We start from the raw sequence: 21429 nt of genomic DNA on the forward strand, positions 1-21429 counted from the left end.
GCGGCCAGACGGCCCTTGCGGCTGGCCGTCAGCGCCATTTCGGACATGGCGAAAGCGCCGTTGAGAATGATCAGCAGCGCGATCAGCAGGACATCCATACACGAGGAGGCCGGACCGCGACGCGGCTTCGGCAGAATCAGAGACCATGGCACTCTACCTGATCGGCGATGTCCAGGGCTGCGACGCGGCCCTGGGCCGGCTGCTGCACACCGTGGACTTCTCCCCCAGCCGGGACACGGTTTACCTGCTGGGCGACCTGGTCAACCGCGGCCCGGCATCGGCCGCGGTGCTGCGCCGGGTGCAGGCCTTGGGCGCTTCAGCGCGCTGCGTGCTGGGCAACCACGACCTGAGCCTGCTGGCAGTGGCCGAAGGCTTTCACTCGCCTCGCCCCGGCGACACGATGGACGAGGTGCTGCAGGCCCCGGACCGCGCGGCGATGCTCGAGTGGCTGAGGCATCAAAGCCTGGCGATTCATGCGCACGGCCTGCTGATGGTTCACGCCGGCGTGCTGCCGGCTTGGGACTTGGCCCAGGTACTCACTCTGGCCGGGGAGGTGGAAGCGCAGTTGCAAGGGCCCGACCTGCACGGATTCCTGGCCACCCTCTTCGGCAACAGGCCAGACCGGTGGAGCGACAGCCTGCAAGGCCCGGACCGCTGGCGGGTGGTGGTCAACGCGCTCACCCGCATCCGTTTTTGCACCCCGGAGGGGGTGATGGAAATGAAGACCTCGGGGCCGCCAGACCAGGCGCCGCCCGGGCACCTGCCCTGGTTCGACCTCCCGGGGCGGCGCACCGCCAGCCTCACCATTGCCTGCGGCCACTGGTCAGCGTTGGGCGTGCTGCGACGACCGGACCTGCTGGCCCTCGACTCCGGCTGCGTCTGGGGGGGATGCCTGAGCGCACTGCGCCTGGGCGCGCTGCGCGCAGACGACGAACTGATTCAGGTGCGCTGCGAGCCGGCTCAGGACCCGGCCGACTGATCGGCGGGCGCCTCAGGTGCCAGGGCCGAATCTGCTGGCTCTGCTGCCTCTGCCGGCACCGACGCAAACAAGGCCGCGAGCTTGCGCTTGGGCTTGATATTGGCGGAGATGCGGTTGGCCGCCGGCTTGGCACCGGCCTCCCACGCCGGCTTGGCCTCGGCGGTCGTCGCCTCGGGCGCCTCGTAGGGCTGGCTGAAGAAGGGATCTGCCGGGGTGCGGGGCGCCGCCGGTGCGCGATCACCGCGCTCAGGGCGGGTACTGGCATGGCGGGGCATGTCCAGACCTTCGCGCGGCTCATCCACCCCGTGCTCGCGCCAGTTGCGGCGGCCGTCGTTGATACGGCCACGCGGACGCTCGTCATCGAACTCGAAAGCCTCGATATCGAGCTTTTTCTTGAGCAGCTTTTCCAGGTCGGCCACATTGCGGCCGTCTCCGGAGGTGACGAAGGTCACCGCCAGGCCAGAGGCGCCGGCCCGGCCGGTGCGGCCGATGCGGTGGACATAGTCCTCGGCGTTGAAGGGAATGTCGAAGTTGAAGACCGCCGGCACATCCTTGATGTCGAGCCCACGCGCCGCCACATCGGTGGCCACCAGCAGGTCGACCTCGCCCGCCTTGAAGGCGGCCAGCGCCTTCAAACGTTCGTCCTGGCTTTTGTCGCCGTGCAAGGCGGTGGTCTTGAGGCCCTCGCGCTCCAGGGCGCGGGCCAGCCGGGCGCAACCGAGCTTGCTGTTGACGAAAACAAAGGCCTGCGAGATGCCGCGCTGACGCACCACCTGCCGCAGCACCCGGCGCTTGTCGTCGTCGGTCACGCTGTAGAAGTGCTGCTCCACGGTAGAGGCCGTCTCGTTGGGGCGAGCCACCTCGACCACCACCGGGTCCTGCAGGTAGCTGTTGGCCAGGCGCTTGATTTCGGGTGAGAAGGTGGCCGAGAACAGCAGGGTAGTGCGCTGCTTGGGCAGATAAGACAGGATGCGCTGCAGGTCGGGCAGGAAGCCGATGTCCAGCATGCGGTCGGCCTCGTCGAGCACCACGTACTCGACCTGATTGAGAACCGCGTTCTTCGCCTCGATGTGGTCCAGCAGCCGGCCAGGGGTGGCCACCAGCACCTCCACACCCTTCTTCAGCTCCAGCGTCTGCGGCTTCATGTCGATGCCGCCAAAGACCACCGTGCTGCGCAATTGCGTGTACTTGGCGTAGAGCTTGACCTGCTGGGCGACCTGGTCGGCCAGTTCACGGGTGGGCAGCAGCACCAGGGCACGGACCGGGTGGCGGGCCGGCGAGGTGGAGCTGTTCTCGTGTTTGAGCAGGCGCTCGAGCAGAGGAAGGGAAAAGGCGGCGGTCTTGCCGGTGCCGGTCTGGGCGGCGCCCATCACGTCGCGGCCGGTTAGCACCACCGGAATGGCCTGCGCCTGAATGGGCGTCATGTTCTCGTAGCCCATTTCGGCCACAGCGCGGGCCAGATTGGGAGACAAGCCGAGGTTGGAAAAGGAGGCGGTCATGTAACTAAGTATTGTCTCACCCTTGGCAGTCCGATCGGCGGAAATCGGAGTAGGCACTCACAAGAGGGCCTGACCCAGCCCGGAGCGCCCCTAGAATCGGGGGGTGTCTATCCTTAACGCAGACCTGCACAGCCACTCGGTCGTTTCCGACGGCACCCTCACCCCCGAGGTGCTCGCCGCGCGCGCTGCGGCCAACGGGGTCGACCTCTGGGCCCTCACCGACCACGACGAAATCGGCGGCCAGCACCGTGCCCTGGCAGCGGCCAAGGCGCAGGGCATGCGCTACCTCACCGGCACCGAGATCTCGGTCACCTTCGCCGGCGTCACCGTGCACATCGTTGGCCTGGGCTTCGACCCGGACGATGCCGCCCTGGTGCAGGGCCTGGCGGCCACCCGCGGAGGCCGAGGCGCCCGCGCCATGGAGATGGCCGAGCAACTGGCCAAGGTGGGCATCCACGACGCCTACGAGGGCGCGCTGCGCTACGTAGGCAACCCAGAGCTGATCTCCCGCACCCATTTCGCCCGCTTCCTGGTGGAGGTGGGCGCCTGCCGCGACACGCCCGAGGTCTTTCGAAAGTACCTCACCGAAGGCAAGCCGGGCTTCGTGCCCCACCGCTGGGCCCAATTGGGGGACGCGGTCCGCTGGATCACCGAAGCGGGCGGAATGGCGATCATTGCCCACCCGGCCCGCTACGCCTTCACCGCCAACGAAGAGTGGGCGCTGTTCTCCGAGTTCAAGGCCCATGGCGGGCGTGGCGTGGAGGTGGTCACCGGCAGCCATACCAACGCCGAGGCCATCCGTTACGCCGAGACGGCGCTCGAGTTCGGCCTGGCCGCTTCCCGCGGCAGCGACTTCCACAGCCCCGAGGAAAGCCACACGGACCTGGGCAAGCTGCCCTTGCTGCCCGGCCAGTTGACACCGGTGTGGGAGCTGCTGGCGGACCGGGTTCGGTGAGCCGGCCCGAGCAGGGGCCCGCCACGTGAGCCAAGGGCGGCAGCTGGCTGGCCTTGCGCTGGCGATCTTCGCGGTGGCCGTCTTCGCCACCTCCGACACCCTCTCTCAAGTGGTGCTGCACGCCGGTGCCCCGCTGTTGGCGGTGGTCTTCATCCGATTCGCCGTGCAGGCAGTGGCCACCAGCCTACTGGCGGTGCCGCTTCGAGGCCGGGCTATGTTCCAGACCGAGCAGCGGGGCTTGCAGATCTTGCGCGGCATGACTCTGGTGATGGGCACCTCCTGCCTGTTCGCCAGCCTGCGCCTCATGACGGTGGGCGAAATGACCGCCATCATGATGCTCACCCCCATGGCCGTGACCGCAATAGCGGGCCTGCTGTTCAAAGAAGTGGTACCGCCTCTGCGCTGGCTTCTCCTGGTGGGGGGCTTCGCCGGCACACTGGTCATCCTCCGGCCCGGTACCGACGACTTCCGCTGGGTCATGCTGCTGCCACTGGGCCAGGTGGTCTTCAACACCGTCTTTCAGCTACTCACCAGCCGGCTTTCGCGAACCGAGCACCCGGTCACGACGAACCTGTACACAAGCCTCACCTGCACCGTCCTGACCCTGCCTGCCCTCGTGCTGGCAGACATGTCCCACTTGCCCGGCTGGGTCTGGGGACTGACGGTGGGGCTTGGCCTGAGCGCGACGCTGGGACACATGCTGTGGGTGATGGCCTTCCAGCGGGTGTCGGCCACCCAGGTCATGCCCTTCACCTATTCGCAGATCGCCTTTGCGGTGCTGGCCGGCTGGGTCGTCACCGGGGCGGTGCCCGACCGCTGGGCCACCGTGGGGATGGTCGCGATTGCCCTGTGCGGCATCGGCAGCGCGCTGCTCACGCTGTACCAGCAGCGCCGCTGAGCGCTCGCCCCGCTCCTTCCCGCCCCGCCCCGCAAGACAGGGCCGGCCCGAACGCGTCGCCAGCCCTGCTCCGGGCCTGCCCGATACTCGCGCTATGGCGCAATACTTCGAGTTGCATCCCGACAACCCGCAGCCGCGGCTGCTCAAGCAGGCGGTCGCCCTGCTTGCCTCCGGCGGCGTGCTGGCGGTGCCTACCGACTCTTCCTACGCGCTGGTCTGCCACCTAGACGACAAAGCTGCGGTGGAGCGTCTGCGGCAGGTGCGGCAGGTGGACGACAAGCACCACCTCACCCTGCTGTGCCGAGACCTCTCCGAGCTGGCCAACTACGCCCGGGTCGACAACCGCCAGTACCGGCTGCTCAAGGCCGCCACCCCGGGGGCCTTCACCTTCATCCTCGAGGCCACCAAAGAAGTGCCGCGAAGGGTGAGCCATCCACAGCGCAAGACCATCGGTCTGCGCGTACCCGGGCACACAGCGCTGCAGGCCCTGCTGGCCCTGCACGACGGTCCGCTGCTGGCCGCCACCCTGATCCCGCCGGGCGAAACCGACCCCCTCAATGACGCGCAGGAGATCCGCGAACGCTTCGAACACGCCCTGGCCGCCGTCATCGACGCCGGCGCCTGCCCCCACCTGCCCAGCACGGTGGTAGACCTCACGCCGATGGCGAGCGGCGGGGAGGCCCTGGTCATGCGGGAAGGTGCGGGGGAACTGTCGGTGCTGGGGCTCTGAGACAATCCCAACCGTGGATGCCAACGCCCTGATCCAGACCGTCGCGGTCTACGCCCTGCCTGTCCTGTTTGCGATCACGCTGCACGAGGCGGCGCACGGGTATGCGGCGCGCCGCTTCGGCGACATGACCGCCACCGTCATGGGCCGGGTGACGCTCAACCCCCTGGCTCACATCGACCTCATGGGCACGGTGCTGATGCCGCTGCTGCTGTACTTCGCCACTGCCGGCAACTTCCTCTTCGGCTACGCCAAGCCGGTACCCGTGGACTTCGGCCGGTTGCGCCGCCCCAAGCGGGACATGATCTGGGTGGCGCTGGCGGGCCCGGCTGCCAACTTCATTCAGGCCATCGCCTGGGCCGTGGCCCTGGTCGTTCTGGCTGGTATCGGCGTGCAAGAGCGCTTCTTCATCGAACTGTGCAAAGCTGGCGTGCGGGTCAACCTGGTGATGTGGGCTTTCAACCTCTTTCCGCTGCCGCCCCTGGATGGCGGCCGCATCCTGGTGGGGTTGCTGCCACTGCCGGCTGCCCGCGCTCTGGCCCGCATCGAGCCCTGGGGCTTTTTCATCGTGCTGGGCCTGGTGATCGCGGGCGTGGTCGGCAGCCTCTGGCTCAACCCCCTCATGACCCTGGGCTACGAGGCCTTGGGCCTGATGCTGTCGCCGCTGGACCATTTTTTCCGCTGATACTTTCCGCTTAATCCCACAGCACGACGCCCATCGCGACCCCAGGCTCACCACCTCAGCACCCTCGAACCGATTTTTTGCCCCACACGGACGACCTGCCTCCCATGACCCGCCCCGCCCCAGACGCCGTGCGCTACCTCACCGGCATCACCACCACCGGCACCCCCCACCTGGGCAACTACGTGGGCGCGATCCGGCCCGCGGTGCAGGCCAGCCGCACCCCCGGCACCCAGAACTTCTACTTCCTGGCCGACTACCACGCGCTCATCAAGTGCGACGACCCGGCCCGCATCCAGCGCTCCACGCTGGAAATTGCCGCCTGCTGGCTGGCCACCGGCCTGGACCCCGAGCAGGTGTTCTTCTACCGGCAGTCGGACATCCCCGAGATTCCGGAGCTGACCTGGTTTCTCACCTGCGTCTGCGGCAAGGGGCTCCTCAACCGCGCCCATGCCTACAAGGCCTCGGTCGACAAGAACCAGGCAGCTGGCGCAGACCCAGACACCGACGTGACCGCCGGCCTGTTCATGTACCCGGTGCTGATGGCCGCGGACATCATCTTGTTCAACGCACACAAGGTGCCGGTCGGGCGCGACCAGATCCAGCACATCGAGATGGCGCGCGACATGGCCGCCAGCTTCAACCACCTGTATGGCCCGCACTTCACCCTGCCCGAGGCCGCGGTGGATGAGTCGGTGGCCACCTTGCCGGGCCTGGACGGGCGCAAGATGTCCAAAAGCTACGACAACACCATCGGTTTGTTCACGCCGGCGGCCCAGATCCGCAAGCAGATTGCCGGTATCGTGACCGACTCACGCTCACCAGGTGAGCCCAAGGACACCGAGGGATCGGCCTTGTTCCAGATCTACCGGGCCTTCGCCACCCCTGAGGAAACCGAGAGCCTGCGCCGCGCCTACGCCGAAGGCATTGCCTGGGGCGACGCCAAGCAGTTACTTTTCGAGCGCATCGACCGCGAAATCGCGCCCATGCGCCAGCGCTACCAGTCCCTGGTGGAGAACCCGACCGAGCTCGAGCGCATCCTGCGGCGCGGCGCAGAACGGGCCCGTGCGGTCGCCACCCCGTTCATGTCCGAGCTGCGCCAGGCAGTGGGCCTGCGCAATCTGGCCAGCCAACCCACTGCTAAAGGCGCCAAAAGCGCCGAAAAAGCAGAAAAGGCCGCCCTCCCCGCCTTCAAGCAATACCGGGAGGCCGACGGTCTGCACTACTTCAAGCTCGTCGAGCCAGGTGGACGGGTATTGCTCCAAAGCCAGGGCTTCGCCTCCCCCCGGGAAGCCGGTCAGGCGGTGGGCGTACTGCGGGCCGAAGGTGCCGCGGGACTGGCCAAACTGGCCGGTCAGGTGGAACGCCCCCACTCGGTGCCCGAGAACGAACTGGGGAATGCCCTGTCCAAGCTGATGCAGGCGGATTAGTCAGCTCTGCTATAAAGTGGGACGAAGACAACCTTTTATTGCCTACGAGAGCACCATGCAGGCCACCAAAACCACCCCCCCGATGAATCTCTATGTCATCGACGACCATCCGTTGATGCGCGAAGCCGTGGTCATGCTGATGCGCAGGCTGCGACCAGGCGCCAATGTGGTGGAGCTTGAACGCATGGGCGGGCTCGACGCAGCGGTGCGCCAGCACGGCGCGCCCGACCTGATCTGCCTGGACCTGAAGCTGCCCGACACCACCGGCACCTCGGGCGTTCACGAGATCAAGAACCTCTTTCCCAACACGCCCCTGGCGGTGCTGTCCGCGTCGCCTGCAGCCGACTGCGAAGAGCTGTGCGTAGATGCAGGCGCAGACATTTATGTCGAGAAGTCTGCCGGCGCCGGCGAGATTGGCAACGCCCTACGCGCACTGCTGGCGGCCGACGGCCAGTTCGAGGAGCTTGCGCCCACTGATAACAAGTTGTCCAAGCGGCAGAAGCAGTTGATCGTCATGCTCGACCGGGGCCTCTCCAACCGTGAGATCGCAGACGAACTGGGCATCTCCGAGCACACGGTGAAAGTGCACCTGTGGCGCCTGTTCCGCCGTCTGGGCGTGAAGAGCCGCACCCAGACCATTCACTACGCGCGCGTGCACGGCCTGCTGGGCAGCTGAGCGCGGCAATTCCGCTCTGAGAAACCGGCCCGAGTGGCCGGTTTTTTTACGCCTGTGCGCAGGTCAATGCATGGGGGGGCGATGCACGAAAGCCGATGCATAAGGGCCTTGCCAATCGCAGGGATGGATCACTTCATGAGCGACTCATGATGGATCTCTTTTTGAGCGACGCGATCGTAGATCACGTGATGAGTGACCTGATGAGGGTTCGCGTTTTGAACATCTCGGAAGTGGATCGCTTTCTGAGCTATCGAAAGATAGATCGCTGCTTGAGCTACTGAATGCTGGCCGCCCGCGCCGCCGCCTGCGCGGGGTCGGTCGGGGTGATGGCGAGGCGAAACACACTGCCTCGTCCCGGACGCGACGCCAGGCTCACCGGGTGACCCAGGATGTGGCAAAGCCTCGAGACGATATAGAGCCCCAGACCAAAGCCGTCCTCGGTGCCCTGGTGCAGGTGCACCTTATAGAACTCGCGGAAGATTTCCTTCTGGTGAACCGGCGCGATCCCCACCCCGGTATCCCAAACCTCCAGCACCGGGCCCGTGTCGCCCGGACGCAGCGCCACCAGCACCCCGCCACGCTCGGTGTATTTGACTGCGTTGGACACCAGGTTGCCGGCGATACGCCGCAACAGCAGCGGGTCAGAGCGCACGCTGGCGCCGGCCAGCGGCCCCGAGTGACGCACGCGAAGCGTCAGGCCCTTGGCTTGGGCCAAGGGCTGGTACTGCAGCTCCAGCTCGGCGAGCAATGCATCCAGCGACAGGTTCTCGACCTGCAAGCGGATATGGCCCGAGTCCAGGCTCACCAGGTCAAAGAGGGAGTCGAACAGGGTGTTCACCGCCCGGGTTGACTGGACGATCTTGGGCGCGATGTCGCGCACCATCTCCGGCTCGTTGGCCAGCCAGTCGGCGTACAGCTGCAGGGCATGCACCGGCTGGCGAATGTCATGCGCGGCGCTGGCCAGAAAGCGGTTCTTGATTTCCACCGCATTCAGCGCAGCCTGCGTCTCGCGGGTCAGGGAGTTGATCAACTGGGTATTGCGAAACTGCAATTCAAAATTGCGCCGGTGGGTCAGGTGCTGGCGCCGGGCGGCCTGCAGCAGCACCAGCCAAAACAGCAGCAGGAACAGCACCATCCAGTAGTCCACCAGCGGCGCGCCGGCGGTCAGGTCCAGGCCCAGCCGCCACAGCACCGCGGCCAGGGCAGCACCAATGAGCGGGTGGACAAACAGGCGTGCGGTGGGCAGATGCGAGGACAGCACCGTCACCGCCATCATGGCCATCACCGACAGGGTGAGCCAGGCGCCGAACTGGTAGGCCTGTGGTGTGCCGTCAAAGAACAGGAGAGGTGCCAAGCCCCAGGTGAGGCCAGTGGCCGGCCACAGCCACTGGTGACGCCGATGAAAGTCCAGTACCGCCATTGTGTCGGCCGCCGACATCCTGCGTTCGAACCGCAGCAGCACCGCAGAACGCAGCGCACTCAGGCCCACCGCGACCACGCCCCAGGCCAGCAGGGTCAGGCCGCTGCCGCTGGTCGCCAACAGCGCCAGGTAGATGGGGATCACCAGCCAGGCAGCGAACTGCGACTGGTGAGCCGCGCGCATCAGCGTGCGGACCAGTTCGGCTTCGACCCACTCGGACTCGGTGGGCGCAGGGCGGGGTGGGAGCTGGGGCGACATGGGGGCGTTCACCGGCGCAAGGACCGGCACGCCCGAGTCTAGCGAATGGAGGGGCCGCGCCGCGCGGCTGGCTCGATTCGCAGCTGCTGCCGGTACTTGGTCACGGTGCGGCGCGCTACCCGAAGGCCTTGGGCCGTGAGGGCACGGGCCAGAGCCACATCGGACAGCGGCGTCTCGCGTGGCTCGCTGGCGATCAGTGAACGGATCAGGCCGCGCACTGCAGTGGGCGAGCAATGACCGCCGCTGTCGGTGGCCAGACCCCGGGAGAAAAAGAAACGCAGCTCGAACAGGCCACAGGGCGTGGCCATGTACTTCTGGTGCGTGACCCGGGAGACCGTGGACTCGTGCACCCCAACCTCCTGCGCAATCTCGCGCAGGGCCAGAGGCCGCAGGGCCAGAGGGCCGAGCGCGAGGAAGCGGTGCTGGCGCTGCAGGATCGCGCGGGCGACGGCCAGGATGGTGGCAAAGCGCTGTTCCACGTTGCGCAGGGTCCAGCGCGCTTCCTGCAGATGCCGGCCGAACACCACACCACCCTGCTCGCGGTGGCTGGCGTACCAGTCGGCATAGGTCTGCTGTAGTCGCAAGCGTGGCAGGGCCGCCGGGTTGAGATGGGCCACCCATTGCGACTGCCGGCGGCGCACCACCACATCGGGAATGATGGTGCCAGCCGCCACCGCGCCGATGCGTGAGCCCGGTCGGGGGTCGAGCTGCCGGATGCGGTCACAGGCCGCCTGCACCTGGCCCAGCGTGTGCCCGAGGCGTCGCGACAAGCCGGCCAGATCGTGGGCGGCCAAGGCGGGCAGGTGCTCACGCACGATGGCCAGGGCCAGGGCGCGCAGCTTCGGGGGCTCTCCGACCGGGCCGAGCTGCAAGGCAAGACATTCGCCCAGGCTTCGCGCGCCGACACCCGCTGGCTCCAGGGCCTGCACCCGCGCCAGCGCCAAGGACAGTTCATGCACCTGCGGCGCTGGCAGCAGCCCGGGTAGCGCTGGGCCCAGTTCGCACAGGGGCATGCGCAGGTAGCCGTCGTCGTCCAGGCAATCCACGAGGGCCAACGCCAACAGGCGTTCGCGCTCTGGCAGCCGCAGGAGCCGCAACTGCCCAGCCAGGTGTTCCGCCAGGGTCACAAGGCAAGGCAGGCGGTGCTGGAGCGCATCGCCTCGGGCCCCGCCCTCGCCGCCCTCGCGGCCCTCGCCGGGCGCGGCAGGCCAGGTCTCGGCATCCGCATCGGCGCCTGCACCGCCCTCGCTGGCTTCACTGGCTTCACTGGCTTCGCTGGTGCTGGCATCCGACGCATCGGCGCTCTTGCCTGCAGCGTCCTCGGTGTCCGTCACGGCACCCGATTCGCTGCCCGGCCAGCCCTCCTCGGCCCATTCGAGGAAAGGGTTGTCGCAGACCGCCTGCCGCAGCAGCTGCACATAGTCGGTCGTCGGCAGCTGCAGCATGCGCACGGCCTGCTGCAGGCGCGGCGAAAGCGATGTCTGGGCACAAGCAGACTGGCGCAGGCCCGCAGCAAGTTGGAAGGAAGGAATCATCTCGGTCACACCTCGGCTGGGGCTACACACGTGCGGCAACGGCCGGCGCGAACAGGCCTCCGAGGGGGTGCCGCAAGCCCCGTGCCGCGGCAGGCTTGCTGGCACATGGCGTGAGGTCTGAAACGCTCTGTCACACGGCACAGATGCGAGCGCGAGGATTGCGTCACGGCGGGGGCAGGGCTGGCCTGGCATCCGTGCACGGACTTGCGGCAAGACTTGCCGTTTGCCCGGGTCGGCGGCGGTTACCGGAGGTTGCAGCGCGTACGCAAAGGCCGGGGTTGCGGCTAGGGTGTGCGGCTTTGTCGCGGGACCCGCAGGCCATGACCCATGCACTGATCGTCGAAGACGACGCCGAAGCCGCCCGGATGGTCGCCGCGGTGACGTCGGGTGAGGGCTTGAGCGCCGCCTGCGCGGGTACGTTGCTGGACGCACGCCGGCAGTTGGCGCTGCAAGCGCCCGACCTGCTGCTTCTGGACCTGCAACTCCCCGACGGCAATGGGCTGGCCCTGCTCGATGACCCCGAGCTGCTCGGGAGGCCCGAGGTGGTGGTCATGAGCGCAAGCGCGCAGCTGCCCCCGGTGCTGCGCAACCGGGCCGAGGGCGCGCCCGTCCATCTGGTCAAGCCCTTTAGCCAGGCGCAGCTGCAGGCAGCGCTGGCACACCACCGGCAGGGGCCGCGGGACGCGGCACCGCCCGAGCGATTCGGGCTGCTGGTGGGCGCCAGCGCGCCGATGCAGGCGGTCTACCACGAAATCATGCAGGTGGCACCGACACAGTTCACCGTCCTGATCTCCGGCGAGAGCGGCACTGGCAAGGAACTGGTGGCGCGCATGCTCCATGATCGCAGCCCACGGCGCGCACGGCCCTTTGTGGCGGTCAATTGCGGCGCGCTTTCGCCGCACCTGGCCGAGAGCGAGCTATTCGGTCACGAGCGGGGCAGCTTCACAGGCGCCGATCGGCTGCATCCGGGCTTTTTTGAGCAGGCGGCGGGTGGCACGCTGTTTCTCGACGAAATCACCGAGATGCCACTTCCGATGCAGGTCAAGTTGCTGAGGGTGCTCGAATCGGGCAGCTTCATGCGGGTAGGCGCCACCAGCACCCTCGAGGCCGACGTGCGGGTGGTGGCGGCGAGCAACCGTGATCTGGCGCAGGCGGTGGCCGAGGGCGTGCTGCGGGAGGACCTGTTCTGGCGGCTCGACGTTTTCCCGATCACGCTGCCACCGCTGCGCCAGCGCAGGGAGGACATCGGGCTGCTCGCAGCCCACCTGCTCGAGCAGATCGGCCAGCAGGAGGGCGTGCGCCGCGTGCTCGGAGTCCACGCCCTCGGGGCGCTCATCGACCACGACTGGCCGGGCAATGTGCGTGAATTACGCAACGTGCTCAAGCGGGCCTGGGTGCTGAGTGAGGGGTCCTGCCTGGCGCCGGACTTGCTCGCCACCTTGTTACGCCGGATGCCGCCTGCGCTGGGAGGCCGCTGGGAGAGGTCCCCCAGGGTTGCGCTGGCAACTGGGGCAGCGTCGGCAGTGGCGGCACCGCTCTCAGACGCCGGCACGCCAGGAGGCGAACGCGGCCAGACGGACAACTGGCTCTCACTGCCCCTGGGCATCTCCCTGGCGGAGGCCGACCGACGCCTGGTGGAGGCGACCCTGCGCCACCACGGCCAGCACCGCGAGCAAGCCGCTGCGACCCTGGGCATCAGCCTCAAGACGCTCTACAACCGCCTGCGCAGCTACGGCGCGGCCTGAACCTGCGGGCAACAGAGTCCTCACCAGCAAACACGGGCAGACGGGCACAAGCGCACACGCAGGCTCGACGGTGTCCCACAACAGCCGGGTCTGTTACTGGCGACACTCGGCTGTGAGTCTTCCACTGTCTCTCTTCCTGGCAGCGTTGATGGGGCTGCTACTGGCAGCCGTGACCAGCGCCCTCCTGATCCGTCACCAGCGTCGGCAAGGCGAGGCGCTGGCGCAGCAGCAAACGTTCCAGGCCACACTGGCGCGCTATGCGGTCTGGGCGGCGGCGCTGCGCAGCGCCCTGGCTGCCGGCGGTGTCACCGCCGACATGACCGAAGAGGCCACGCGCGGCGCGCAAGACGCCTTGCTGCGGCTGCAGGCCCTGCAGCGGCACCACTTCCCGGCGCTCGAACCCGCTATGGCGCGGCTACGCCAGGCAGACGCGGCTTTACGGGAATTCCTGACTCACCAGGAACACCTGCGGCTGCACCATGCCGAGGCCTGGCTGGCGTCCGCGCACGAGGCCCGGCTAGACGATCTGGCGCGCGGTCTGGAGGATGCCGTGGAGGCCCTGGAAATAGCGCTGCGCCAGCCGCGGGTATTCGCCCCTGGCACCGGTCGATAATCGGAGCGCAATACCCAGCGAGGCGCCATGACGGACACCCCCTCCCCCACCCACACACCCTTTCCCGACCTGCCAGGCTTGCTCGCCACGCAGCGCGCCGCCTGCCGCGCCGAGCCAATGCCCTCCGAGGCCCGTCGCCGGGAGTGGCTGGGGGCGCTGCAGCGTTTCCTGCATGACCACCGGGGCGCGCTGTGCGAGGCCATCGCCCGCGACTACGGCCATCGCTCGCACCACGAGACCCTGCTGACCGAGGTGATGCCTGCGCTCAAGGAAGTCGAGCACGCACTCTCACACCTGCGCGCCTGGATGAAGCCGCGCCGGCGTGGAGTGGACCGCATCGCCTTCGGCCTGGCGCGCAACGAGGTGATCCCGCAACCGCTGGGCGTGGTCGGCGTCATCGTGCCCTGGAATTTTCCGGTCAACCTCAGCTTCGGGCCGCTGGCAGTCATCCTGGCTGCGGGCAACCGGGCGATGGTCAAGATGAGCGAGAACTCGCGCGCCCTGGCGGCCCTGCTGGTAAAGGAAATGCCCGCCTACCTGCCCACTGATGTCCTAGCCTTTGTCGACGAGACCGGCGGGGTCGGCCCGGCCTTCTCCCAGCTGCCCTTCAATCACCTGCTGTTCACGGGATCGGCCCCTACTGGGCGGGCGGTCATGGCCTCGGCCGCGCGCAACCTGTGCCCGGTGACGCTGGAGCTCGGCGGCCGCTCGCCGGCGCTGGTGTGCCCAGACTTCGACCTGCGGCTGGCGGCCGAACGCATTCTGTACACCAAATGCCTGAACGCGGGACAGATCTGCACCACCGTCGACCATGTCTTCGTGCCGCGTGACCGGGTGCAGGACTTCGTCGCGATGGCGCGCGAGATCGTGCCCGCCCGCTACGCCTCGCTCGAAAGCCGTGACTACACCTCCATCATCTCGCCGACCGCCTGGCGCCGTCTGGTCGACGCCCTCGACGAGGCCCAGGCCAGCGGTGCCACGGTCATCCCGCTGTTGCCCGGGGCGGCGCGCGACGAAGCCGGCCACCGGCTGGCGCCCCATGTGGTGGTGGACGCGCCGGCCGACTGCGCGCTGATGCAGCGGGAGATCTTCGGGCCCATCCTGCCGGTGATCGGCTACGACGCGATCGACACGGTGGTGGACACCATCAACGCCAGCCCGCACCCGCTGGCCTTCTACCCCTTCACCCATGACCAGCGCTTGCTGCAGTCGCTGCTCGAGCGGGTGATGTCGGGCGGGGTGAGCGTGAACGACGCGCTGTTCCACGTCGCCCAGTCCGAGCTGCCTTTCGGCGGTGTGGGCGAGTCGGGCATGGGCCACTACCATGGCCCCGAGGGCTTCGCCACCTTCTCCAAGCTGCGGCCGGTGTTCCACCAGGCGCGCTGGGCGACCACCGGTCTGCTGGCGCCCCCCTACGGCCGGCGAGTCGAGCAGCTGATCGAATTCATCATGCCCCGGCGCAAGCGAACGTAAGTTCCGGCAGGCCGAGGACCCGCCGGGTAACACCGCCCGGCGGCCGGTGACAAGCGGATACCTGCGCAAGCATTCGCCTACAGAGCCTTAGGACAAGGCCTACACCATCGCAAGCTGCTGCCGAGCCATCGGCTGGCGGGAGCGCGATGCGATGTTGAGACGGACTTTCATGCGGGCCGGTGCACTGGCCGTGACGGCCACAGCCGTCCTCGCTGCCTGCGGCGGCGGGGGTGCGCCTCCAGCAGGCGCTGCGGGCGGGACCGGTGACTCCAACCCCGAGTCACCCGGTGTCGGTGCAGGGGCGGAGCCCCTCGCGAGCACCAGCCCCCCCGCCTCGCCAGACCATGGCATGCAGCCAGCCTTTCCCTTCGGCGAGCGCCGCGCCCTGGTCGGCGGTCGCTACCCCTTCGGCATTGCACCCACAGTGGCCGGTAGCGCCCCGGGCACCTCCGCCATGGACGACGCCATCCGTGCCAGCTACGGCGCCTGGAAGACCGCCAACCTGCGGCCCTCACCGGCCTTCACCGCCAGCACGGGCTCACTGGCCGGCCAGCGCATCGCCGACGGCCTGCATGTGCGCTTCACCAACACCGCCTATGCCACCGTCTCCGAGGGCATGGGCTATGGCCTGCTGATCACCGTGGTAATGGCCGGCCACGACCCCGAGGCGCAAGCCCTGTTCGACGGCCTGCTGCGCACTGCGCGCGGCCGACCGGCCCACGCCTGGATGTCGAGCGGCCATCCCGAAGCGGCCTACCTGATGGAGTGGCGCCTGGCGGCCGACATGAGCAGTGCCGGCGACGGATGGAACGCCACCGACGGTGACCTGGACATGGCCCTGGCCCTGCTCATGGCCGACCGCCAATGGGGGTCGGCGGGCGCGGTGGACTACCGGCGCGAGGCGCTGGCCAGCATCAACGCGCTGAAGTCCATCAACTTCGCTGCGAGCGGCGAGCCGCGCGGACCGCAGCGGGCCAACTCGCGCACCTCCGACCACATGGTCGGTCACTTTCGCAGCTTTCGCGCCGCCACCGACGACGCCTTCTGGGACCGGGCGATCGACCGCTGCCTGGCCCTGGTCGAGGCCATCGTGGCCACCTACTCGCCACTGGCCGGCCTGCAACCGGGCTTCATCGTCGACTGCGACACCGCCACGCCCTCCCCCTCGCCAGGCTGGCTGATCGAGAGCGCCTGGGAAGGCGACTACGACGCCAACGCCACCCGCAATCCCTGGCGCTGGGGCACCGACTCTGTGTTCTCGGGCGACCCTCGCTGGGCCCAGGTGGTCGACCGCATGGTGCGATTCCTCAAGGCCGACTGCGGCGAGGACCCCTTCCAATTGGCGGGCCTGTACCGCTTGAATGGCGACGCTATCGGCGGGCGCTACTTTGCCGAAAGCGTCGCCGGGCCGCTGATGGTTGGCTGCCTGGTCCATGCCGACCACCAGCGCCTGCTGGACACCCTGTGGGCTGCCCACGCAGCCCACTTCACCACCGACTACTACGACAGCGAGCTGCAGCTGCTGCCGATGCTGGTGGCGGCGGGGCATTGGTGGGTGCCGTGAGAGGGGGGATCACTACCCATACCGGGTAACTCCCAGGGCTTATGCGGCGATGCGAAAATTCGCGCATGAATGCAAAATGCACCTCCTCCCGCCTCCTCCTCTCCAACCCACGCACCGGCCGCCGCCTGATGCTGGCTGGGGGTCTGGCTCTGGGTTTTGGCCTGGGCCTGTCTGCCAACTCGGCCCTGGCCCAGTCCGCGGCGAGCTATCCCAACAAGCCGATCCGCCTGGTCGTGCCCTTCACGCCCGGAGGTACCACCGACATCCTGGCGCGCACCATCGGCCAAAAACTCACCGAGGCCTGGGGCCAGCCGGTGGTGATCGACAACGTGCCGGGCGCTGGCGGCTCCATCGGCTCGGAAAGAGTCGCCAAAGCTGCACCCGACGGCTACACCCTGATGATGGGCCATATCGGCACCCTGGCCGTCACTCCCTCCATCTATACCAAGCTGCCTTATGACGCGGAGAAGTCCTTCGCGCCGGTGGCCTGGGTGGCCAATGTGCCCAACGTGCTGGCCGTCCATCCTTCCGTGCCAGCCAAGAACCTCCAAGAGTTCGTCGCCTATGCCCGCGCCAACCCGGGCAAGGTGAACTACGGCTCGGGCGGTAACGGCAGCGCCGCGCACATTGCCACCGAGTACTTCAAGCTCGCCAGCAGCACCTTCATGGTCCACGTGCCCTACCGCGGCACCGCCCCGGCGGTGAACGACGCCGTCGCCGGCCAGATCCAGCTCTTGTTCACGGGCGCGCCGGCGGTGCTGCCCATGGTGCGTTCGGGCAAGCTCAAAGCCTTGGCTGTCTCCAGTTCCAAGCGCCTGGAGAGCGCCCCCGATCTGCCCACCGTGGCCGAGGCTGATGCCAAGATGTTCAAGGGCTTCGAGGCCGACCAGTGGTACGGCGTGGTGGCGCCTGCCGGCACGCCGGCCGACATCGTGGCCAAGCTCAATGCCACCATCAACGCCTCGCTGTCCTCGCCCGAGATGTCGGCGCGTCTGCGCACCGAAGGCGCCATCGCCATGCCCAGCACGCCGGAGGCCTTCGGCAAGCAGATCTCCACCGAGCTGGCGCGCTGGAAGCCGGTGGTGAGCCGCGCAGGCATCAAGCCCGAATAAGGGCTATGCGGGTGCTGCCCGTGGCAATATCCGGCGACCGAGCTGGCAACAAGGAGGCCCCATGAGCGCCATGCATCCCCTGATCGACCCTGCTGCGCTGCAGGCTGCCGCCGCGCGCGTGCACATCGTCGACTGCAGCCACGACCTGGTCCAGCCCGCGCTGGGCCAGCAGCAGTACGAGCAAGGTCACATCCCAGGTGCTGTGCACGCCCACCTGGACCGTGACCTGTCCGGGCCCACCACCGGCCACAACGGCCGCCATCCACTGCCCACCGCGGAAGCCTTCTGCGCTTGGCTGGGCCGCCAGGGCATCACCCCGGGCATGACGGTGGTGGCTTACGACCGTTCGGGCGGCATGTATGCCGCCCGCCTGTGGTGGATGCTTCGCTGGGTCGGGCATACGCAAGTGCGCGTGCTCGACGGGGGCTGGAAAGCCTGGACGGGTGCGGGCCTGCCGGAAGAGCGCGGCGCCAGCGCACCAAAGACGGCACCGGCGACCTATCCTGCCGTCAGCCCCGATGCGTCGCAGGCGGTGGATGCCGCCTTCGTGCTGAGTAATCTGCAGGACAAGGCCGCGGTGCTGGTCGACGCGCGGGCCGCAGGCCGCTACGCCGGTGAAGGCGAAACCATCGACCCGATTGGCGGCCATATCCCGGGTGCGCTCAATCGCCCCTTCTTGGACAACCTGGGCGCCGATGGCTGCTTCAAGTCGGCCACCACGCTGCGCGCCGAGTGGCAGGCGGTCGCTGGCGCACACCTGCAAGGCCCGGCTGCGCCGGGTGGCCCCGCCGCAGCACTGGTGATGCAATGCGGCTCAGGCGTGACCGCCTGCCATAACCTGCTTGCGCTGGAACTAGCCGGCCTCGGCGGCGCCCGGCTTTACCCGGGCTCCTGGAGCGAGTGGTGCAGCGACCGCTCGCGCCCCATGGCCACCGGACCGCAGCCCTGAGCCAGCCAGCTCACAAGCTTGCTCAGAACTTGATGCCCAGGCCTAGGGTTGGGCCCTGGATCCGAATGTCGTCGCGGTTGTAGTAGGACATGTAGTCGAAGCTCAGCGAGACGCGCTTGTTGATCGCATAGGCTGCGCCCACGCCATAGGCGATGCTGTTGCCGGACTCCGAGCCTGTTCCCTGGTCACCAGAAAACTTGGTCTTGGTGCGCGCATAGCCCAGGCGCCCGAACAGTTCCACCTCAGGCGTCACCGCCACCTTGGGCTTGAGGAAGACACCCCAGATGTTGTCGATCTTCACCTTGAGGATACCGCCGTCGACGGGGATCTCGCCTTCCTTGGCACTGAGCAGCCCGATGAATTCCACCGCCATGTTGGGGTGAAATTCATAGCCGCCGATCAGGCGGACCCCCCCAGGATGCGTCTTGACCTCCGGCGCCTTGTAGGTGAGCCCGGTGTAGCCGATCTCGCCGTAGAAGGCGCCGGCATCGCCCTGAGGCGAAGTCTGGGCCTGCACCGCACCGGCTGCCAGGGTGCCCAGGAGGGCCAGGCCGAGGCCGGCGAAGCGGTGACGAAGTGGGGAGCAAAAAGCTGGTTTCATGGTGATGCCCTGGTGGGTTGAGGAGGAAGGGAAATGGAGTCGGGGCGCTCGGAAAATCCGGCGGGAGCCTCGGTTGCAGGCAGGCGTACGACCAGGGCGCGCAGGTCGAGCCCTGCCAGGGAGCCCTGAACCAGCCGGGCACTCGCATTGCCATCTACGCGCAGCCGTGCAACGCGCTGACCGGGCAGCGAGATGAGCAAGCCGCTGCGGCGGGAGCGCACCCGGTCGCCCAGGGTCTGAACCTCTAGCGCCATGCCGGGCCGAAGGCCCTGGGCCTCACCGGCCGACAGCCGCACGCGATCGCCATCGACCCGAAGCAGGTAGGCCTGCCAGGGCAGCTCGGCCAGGCGGGCTGCCAGCGCACGCGCCACCTCCGTGGCGGCTCGGGCCAGGGCTTCCTCGCGGGTGGGGGCCTCGCGCTGGGCCGAGATGGCAACGATGGATTCGCCGCTGCGGGGGTCGAGCGCGCGCAGGACAAAGCGCGCAGTGGCAGACATTCCAGCCAAGGGCTCTGGCGCTGTGGCGGACGACTGCGACGGCGCGGGCCAGGTCTCAATGCGGCCGACGAGCAGCGCGTCGACGCCGGCCGAGGCGACCTGTGAGAGGCCCGCCGGGACGCCAGGCGAGAAGACAGAGGAATCCACAGCAGGGGCGGCCTGCGCGGTACCGGGATCCTGAGCGCCATCCATGCCGGGCACACCGGCTGTCGTGCCTTGTGCGGGATTGAAGTCGAGGTCAGGGCGCACCTCGACGCTGAACTGATTCGTGGCCACCAGTGCCTGCGCGAGATGGGCTTGGGCCAGAGCGTCAGATGACGCTGCCGGTGACGGAGGGGACACCGTGGTGGCCGTCACCCGGCCGAGCACCAAGCGACGCTGCAGGTGGAGCGGAGAGGAGGCTCCGCCCAGCAGCGCAGCAGTTGCCGGCGGCGCTGCACCGTGGCTTGGGCCGGGCGCTTGCTGCGCAGGGAAAGGGGAGGAAAGAGAGGGCTGCGACGCCGCCGCGCCTTCGGGCAGGGGCAAAGGGGCTGCGCAGGCAAGCAGCAGGGCCGGCGCGATGAACAGGGCCGATGCGGCTGCCCAGGCGGACGTGCGGGAAGGGTTCACGGCGCGGATCGTTGCCGACCGCGCGGGTCCTACACGTTCAGTTGACTGACGACTGCAGAAGCCATCGGCTTGCGCCGGCAAGGCGGCGCTGCGAGCACGGTGCCCGCGAGGGGTTCACGCCGGCTCCGCGCTGAAGGGCGCTCGGACGGCGCCGCCGACAGCCCTCAGCCGGCCGTGACCGGCTGAGCAGCCGTCCGCACTCACTCCAGCTGCAGGTTGCGCTCCTTGATCAGGCGACGCCATTTGGTGATGTCCTGCTGCATGTAGCTCGCCAGCTCCTGGGAGGTGGTGGGCGCGGGTTCGGCACCCTGCTCAAGCAGAGCGGCCTGAACCGCCGGATCACGGAGCGCCGTCTGCAGCGCAGCGCTGGCCTTGGCCACGGCAGCGGAGGGCGTCTTGGCCGGGGCGAACAGGGCGTACCAGATCTCGTACTCGAAACCGGGGACGCCGGCCTCGGCGATGGTCGGCACATCGGGGAGAAGGCGCGAGCGCTTGGCGCTGGCCACGCCCAGCGGCACCAGCTTGCCCGACTTGATCTGGCCCGCCACGCTGGGAATGGCGTTGATGCCCAGTTGCACATGCCCGGCGACCAGATCCACCACCGAGGGTGCTGCGCCCTTGTAGGGCACATGGATCATGGAAGTGCCCGACATGTCCTCCAGCATTTCTACCGCCAGGTGGTTGGGACTGCCCATGCCGCTGGAGCTGTAGTTGAGCGCCTTGGGCTTGGCCTTGGCCAGCGCGAGCAGCTCCTTGATCGTTTTGACATTGGTCGAGGGATGAACGGTCAGGATGGGAACGTTGATCAGAATGCGGCCGACAGGAACAAAGTCTTTGATGGGGTCATAAGGTAGCTTCGAATTGAGCAGCGGGTGGGTGACCATGGCCGAGCCCGCGCCAAGCAGCAGGGTGTAGCCGTCGGGCGCGGCAATCGCCGCCGCCTGGATGCCGGGCACGCCGGGCCGGGCCTCGATCACCACCGACTGCCCCAGCAACTCGCCCATGCGCTTGCCCACCACCCGCATCGCACTGTCGGCCGCAGCGCCAGCAGCAAAGGGCACGATCACCCTGACCGGGCGCTCGGGATACTCGGCATGCGCCGCCATCGGCAGGGCCAGGGCCAGGCTGGCCAGTACAGAAGAAAGCAGCGCGCGGCGCTGGGGCAGAGTTTGTCTATGGTTCATTTGGCAGTCTCCTTCGGGGGGTA

At 68.1% G+C, this 21429-nt stretch carries 19 protein-coding genes; 13 read left to right on the top strand and 6 right to left on the bottom strand.

Annotation, left to right across the window (positions count from 1 at the left end; translation table 11 throughout):
• The first annotated feature begins 145 nt into the window (after window positions 1-145).
• Entirely contained in the window at window positions 146-979 is an 834-nt protein-coding gene (locus tag QE494_RS05675; RefSeq protein ID WP_300041939.1) for a symmetrical bis(5'-nucleosyl)-tetraphosphatase, read from the top strand.
• Here the strand turns inward: QE494_RS05675 and QE494_RS05680 are convergent.
• Window positions 961-2478, bottom strand: coding sequence for a DEAD/DEAH box helicase (locus QE494_RS05680; RefSeq protein WP_300041940.1), 1518 nt, complete (start codon window positions 2476-2478; stop codon window positions 961-963). The genes QE494_RS05675 and QE494_RS05680 overlap by 19 nt on opposite strands.
• Window positions 2479-2581: 103 nt before the next feature.
• On the opposite strand from QE494_RS05680, the gene QE494_RS05685 reads away from it, so the two are divergent.
• The 6 genes from QE494_RS05685 (at window position 2582) to QE494_RS05710 (ending at window position 7846) form a co-directional block, all read left to right on the top strand.
• The gene (locus QE494_RS05685; RefSeq protein ID WP_300041941.1) at window positions 2582-3433 is read left to right on the top strand and encodes a 3',5'-nucleoside bisphosphate phosphatase; all 852 of its coding nucleotides are present in this window, start codon (window positions 2582-2584) and stop codon (window positions 3431-3433) included.
• Window positions 3434-3458: 25 nt separating this feature from the next.
• Window positions 3459-4331, top strand: a complete 873-nt coding sequence (locus tag QE494_RS05690) for a DMT family transporter (RefSeq protein WP_300041942.1) — start codon at window positions 3459-3461, stop codon at window positions 4329-4331.
• 94 nt (window positions 4332-4425) lie between these two features.
• Entirely contained in the window at window positions 4426-5061 is a 636-nt protein-coding gene (locus tag QE494_RS05695; protein WP_300041943.1) for an L-threonylcarbamoyladenylate synthase, read from the top strand.
• Window positions 5062-5074: 13 nt separating this feature from the next.
• Window positions 5075-5743 (top strand): site-2 protease family protein, encoded by a 669-nt coding sequence (locus tag QE494_RS05700; protein ID WP_300041944.1) that lies wholly within the window; start codon window positions 5075-5077, stop codon window positions 5741-5743.
• A gap of 104 nt (window positions 5744-5847) precedes the next feature.
• Window positions 5848-7170: a tryptophan--tRNA ligase gene (locus tag QE494_RS05705; protein WP_300041945.1), complete on the top strand. Its 1323-nt coding sequence runs from the start codon at window positions 5848-5850 to the stop codon at window positions 7168-7170.
• An 82-nt stretch (window positions 7171-7252) separates the two neighbouring features.
• Window positions 7253-7846 (top strand): response regulator transcription factor, encoded by a 594-nt coding sequence (locus tag QE494_RS05710; RefSeq protein ID WP_300041958.1) that lies wholly within the window; start codon window positions 7253-7255, stop codon window positions 7844-7846.
• Window positions 7847-8120: 274 nt separating this feature from the next.
• On the opposite strand, the gene QE494_RS05715 is transcribed toward QE494_RS05710, so the two are convergent.
• A complete protein-coding gene (locus QE494_RS05715; RefSeq protein ID WP_300041946.1) occupies window positions 8121-9524 on the bottom strand; it encodes a HAMP domain-containing sensor histidine kinase in 1404 nt (467 codons plus the stop codon).
• Between the two features lie 38 nt (window positions 9525-9562).
• Window positions 9563-11059 carry an RNA polymerase factor sigma-54 gene (gene rpoN / locus QE494_RS05720; RefSeq protein WP_300041948.1) on the bottom strand — a complete coding sequence of 499 codons (1497 nt, stop codon included), beginning with the start codon at window positions 11057-11059 and terminating at the stop codon, window positions 9563-9565.
• 320 nt (window positions 11060-11379) lie between these two features.
• Here rpoN and QE494_RS05725 point away from each other — a divergent pair, with 320 nt between their 5' ends.
• From QE494_RS05725 to QE494_RS05750, 6 genes are all read left to right on the top strand, one after another.
• On the top strand, window positions 11380-12804 hold the full coding sequence (locus QE494_RS05725; protein WP_300041949.1) for a sigma-54 dependent transcriptional regulator: 1425 nt from the start codon (window positions 11380-11382) through the stop codon (window positions 12802-12804).
• 112 nt (window positions 12805-12916) lie between these two features.
• Window positions 12917-13417: a hypothetical protein gene (locus tag QE494_RS05730; RefSeq protein WP_300041950.1), complete on the top strand. Its 501-nt coding sequence runs from the start codon at window positions 12917-12919 to the stop codon at window positions 13415-13417.
• Between the two features lie 27 nt (window positions 13418-13444).
• Window positions 13445-14890, top strand: coding sequence for a coniferyl aldehyde dehydrogenase (locus QE494_RS05735; protein ID WP_300041951.1), 1446 nt, complete (start codon window positions 13445-13447; stop codon window positions 14888-14890).
• A 151-nt stretch (window positions 14891-15041) separates the two neighbouring features.
• A complete protein-coding gene (locus QE494_RS05740) occupies window positions 15042-16454 on the top strand; it encodes a glycosyl hydrolase family 8 (protein ID WP_300041952.1) in 1413 nt (470 codons plus the stop codon).
• 128 nt (window positions 16455-16582) lie between these two features.
• Entirely contained in the window at window positions 16583-17566 is a 984-nt protein-coding gene (locus QE494_RS05745; protein WP_300041959.1) for a tripartite tricarboxylate transporter substrate binding protein, read from the top strand.
• 61 nt (window positions 17567-17627) lie between these two features.
• Complete coding sequence (locus tag QE494_RS05750) at window positions 17628-18515, top strand: sulfurtransferase (RefSeq protein WP_300041953.1); 888 nt, start codon at window positions 17628-17630, stop codon at window positions 18513-18515.
• A 22-nt stretch (window positions 18516-18537) separates the two neighbouring features.
• Here QE494_RS05750 and QE494_RS05755 read toward each other — a convergent pair whose 3' ends face one another.
• The 3 genes from QE494_RS05755 to QE494_RS05765 form a co-directional block, all read right to left on the bottom strand.
• On the bottom strand, window positions 18538-19116 hold the full coding sequence (locus QE494_RS05755; RefSeq protein ID WP_300041954.1) for a porin family protein: 579 nt from the start codon (window positions 19114-19116) through the stop codon (window positions 18538-18540).
• Entirely contained in the window at window positions 19113-20222 is a 1110-nt protein-coding gene (locus QE494_RS05760) for a hypothetical protein (protein ID WP_300041955.1), read from the bottom strand. The genes QE494_RS05755 and QE494_RS05760 overlap by 4 nt, the downstream gene beginning before the upstream one ends.
• 200 nt (window positions 20223-20422) lie before the next feature.
• Window positions 20423-21406, bottom strand: coding sequence for a tripartite tricarboxylate transporter substrate binding protein (locus QE494_RS05765; RefSeq protein ID WP_300041957.1), 984 nt, complete (start codon window positions 21404-21406; stop codon window positions 20423-20425).
• Window positions 21407-21429: the final 23 nt, after the last annotated feature.

The sequence above is a fragment of the Ramlibacter sp. genome, assembly GCF_029866045.1.
Taxonomy (GTDB): domain Bacteria; phylum Pseudomonadota; class Gammaproteobacteria; order Burkholderiales; family Burkholderiaceae_C; genus Ramlibacter.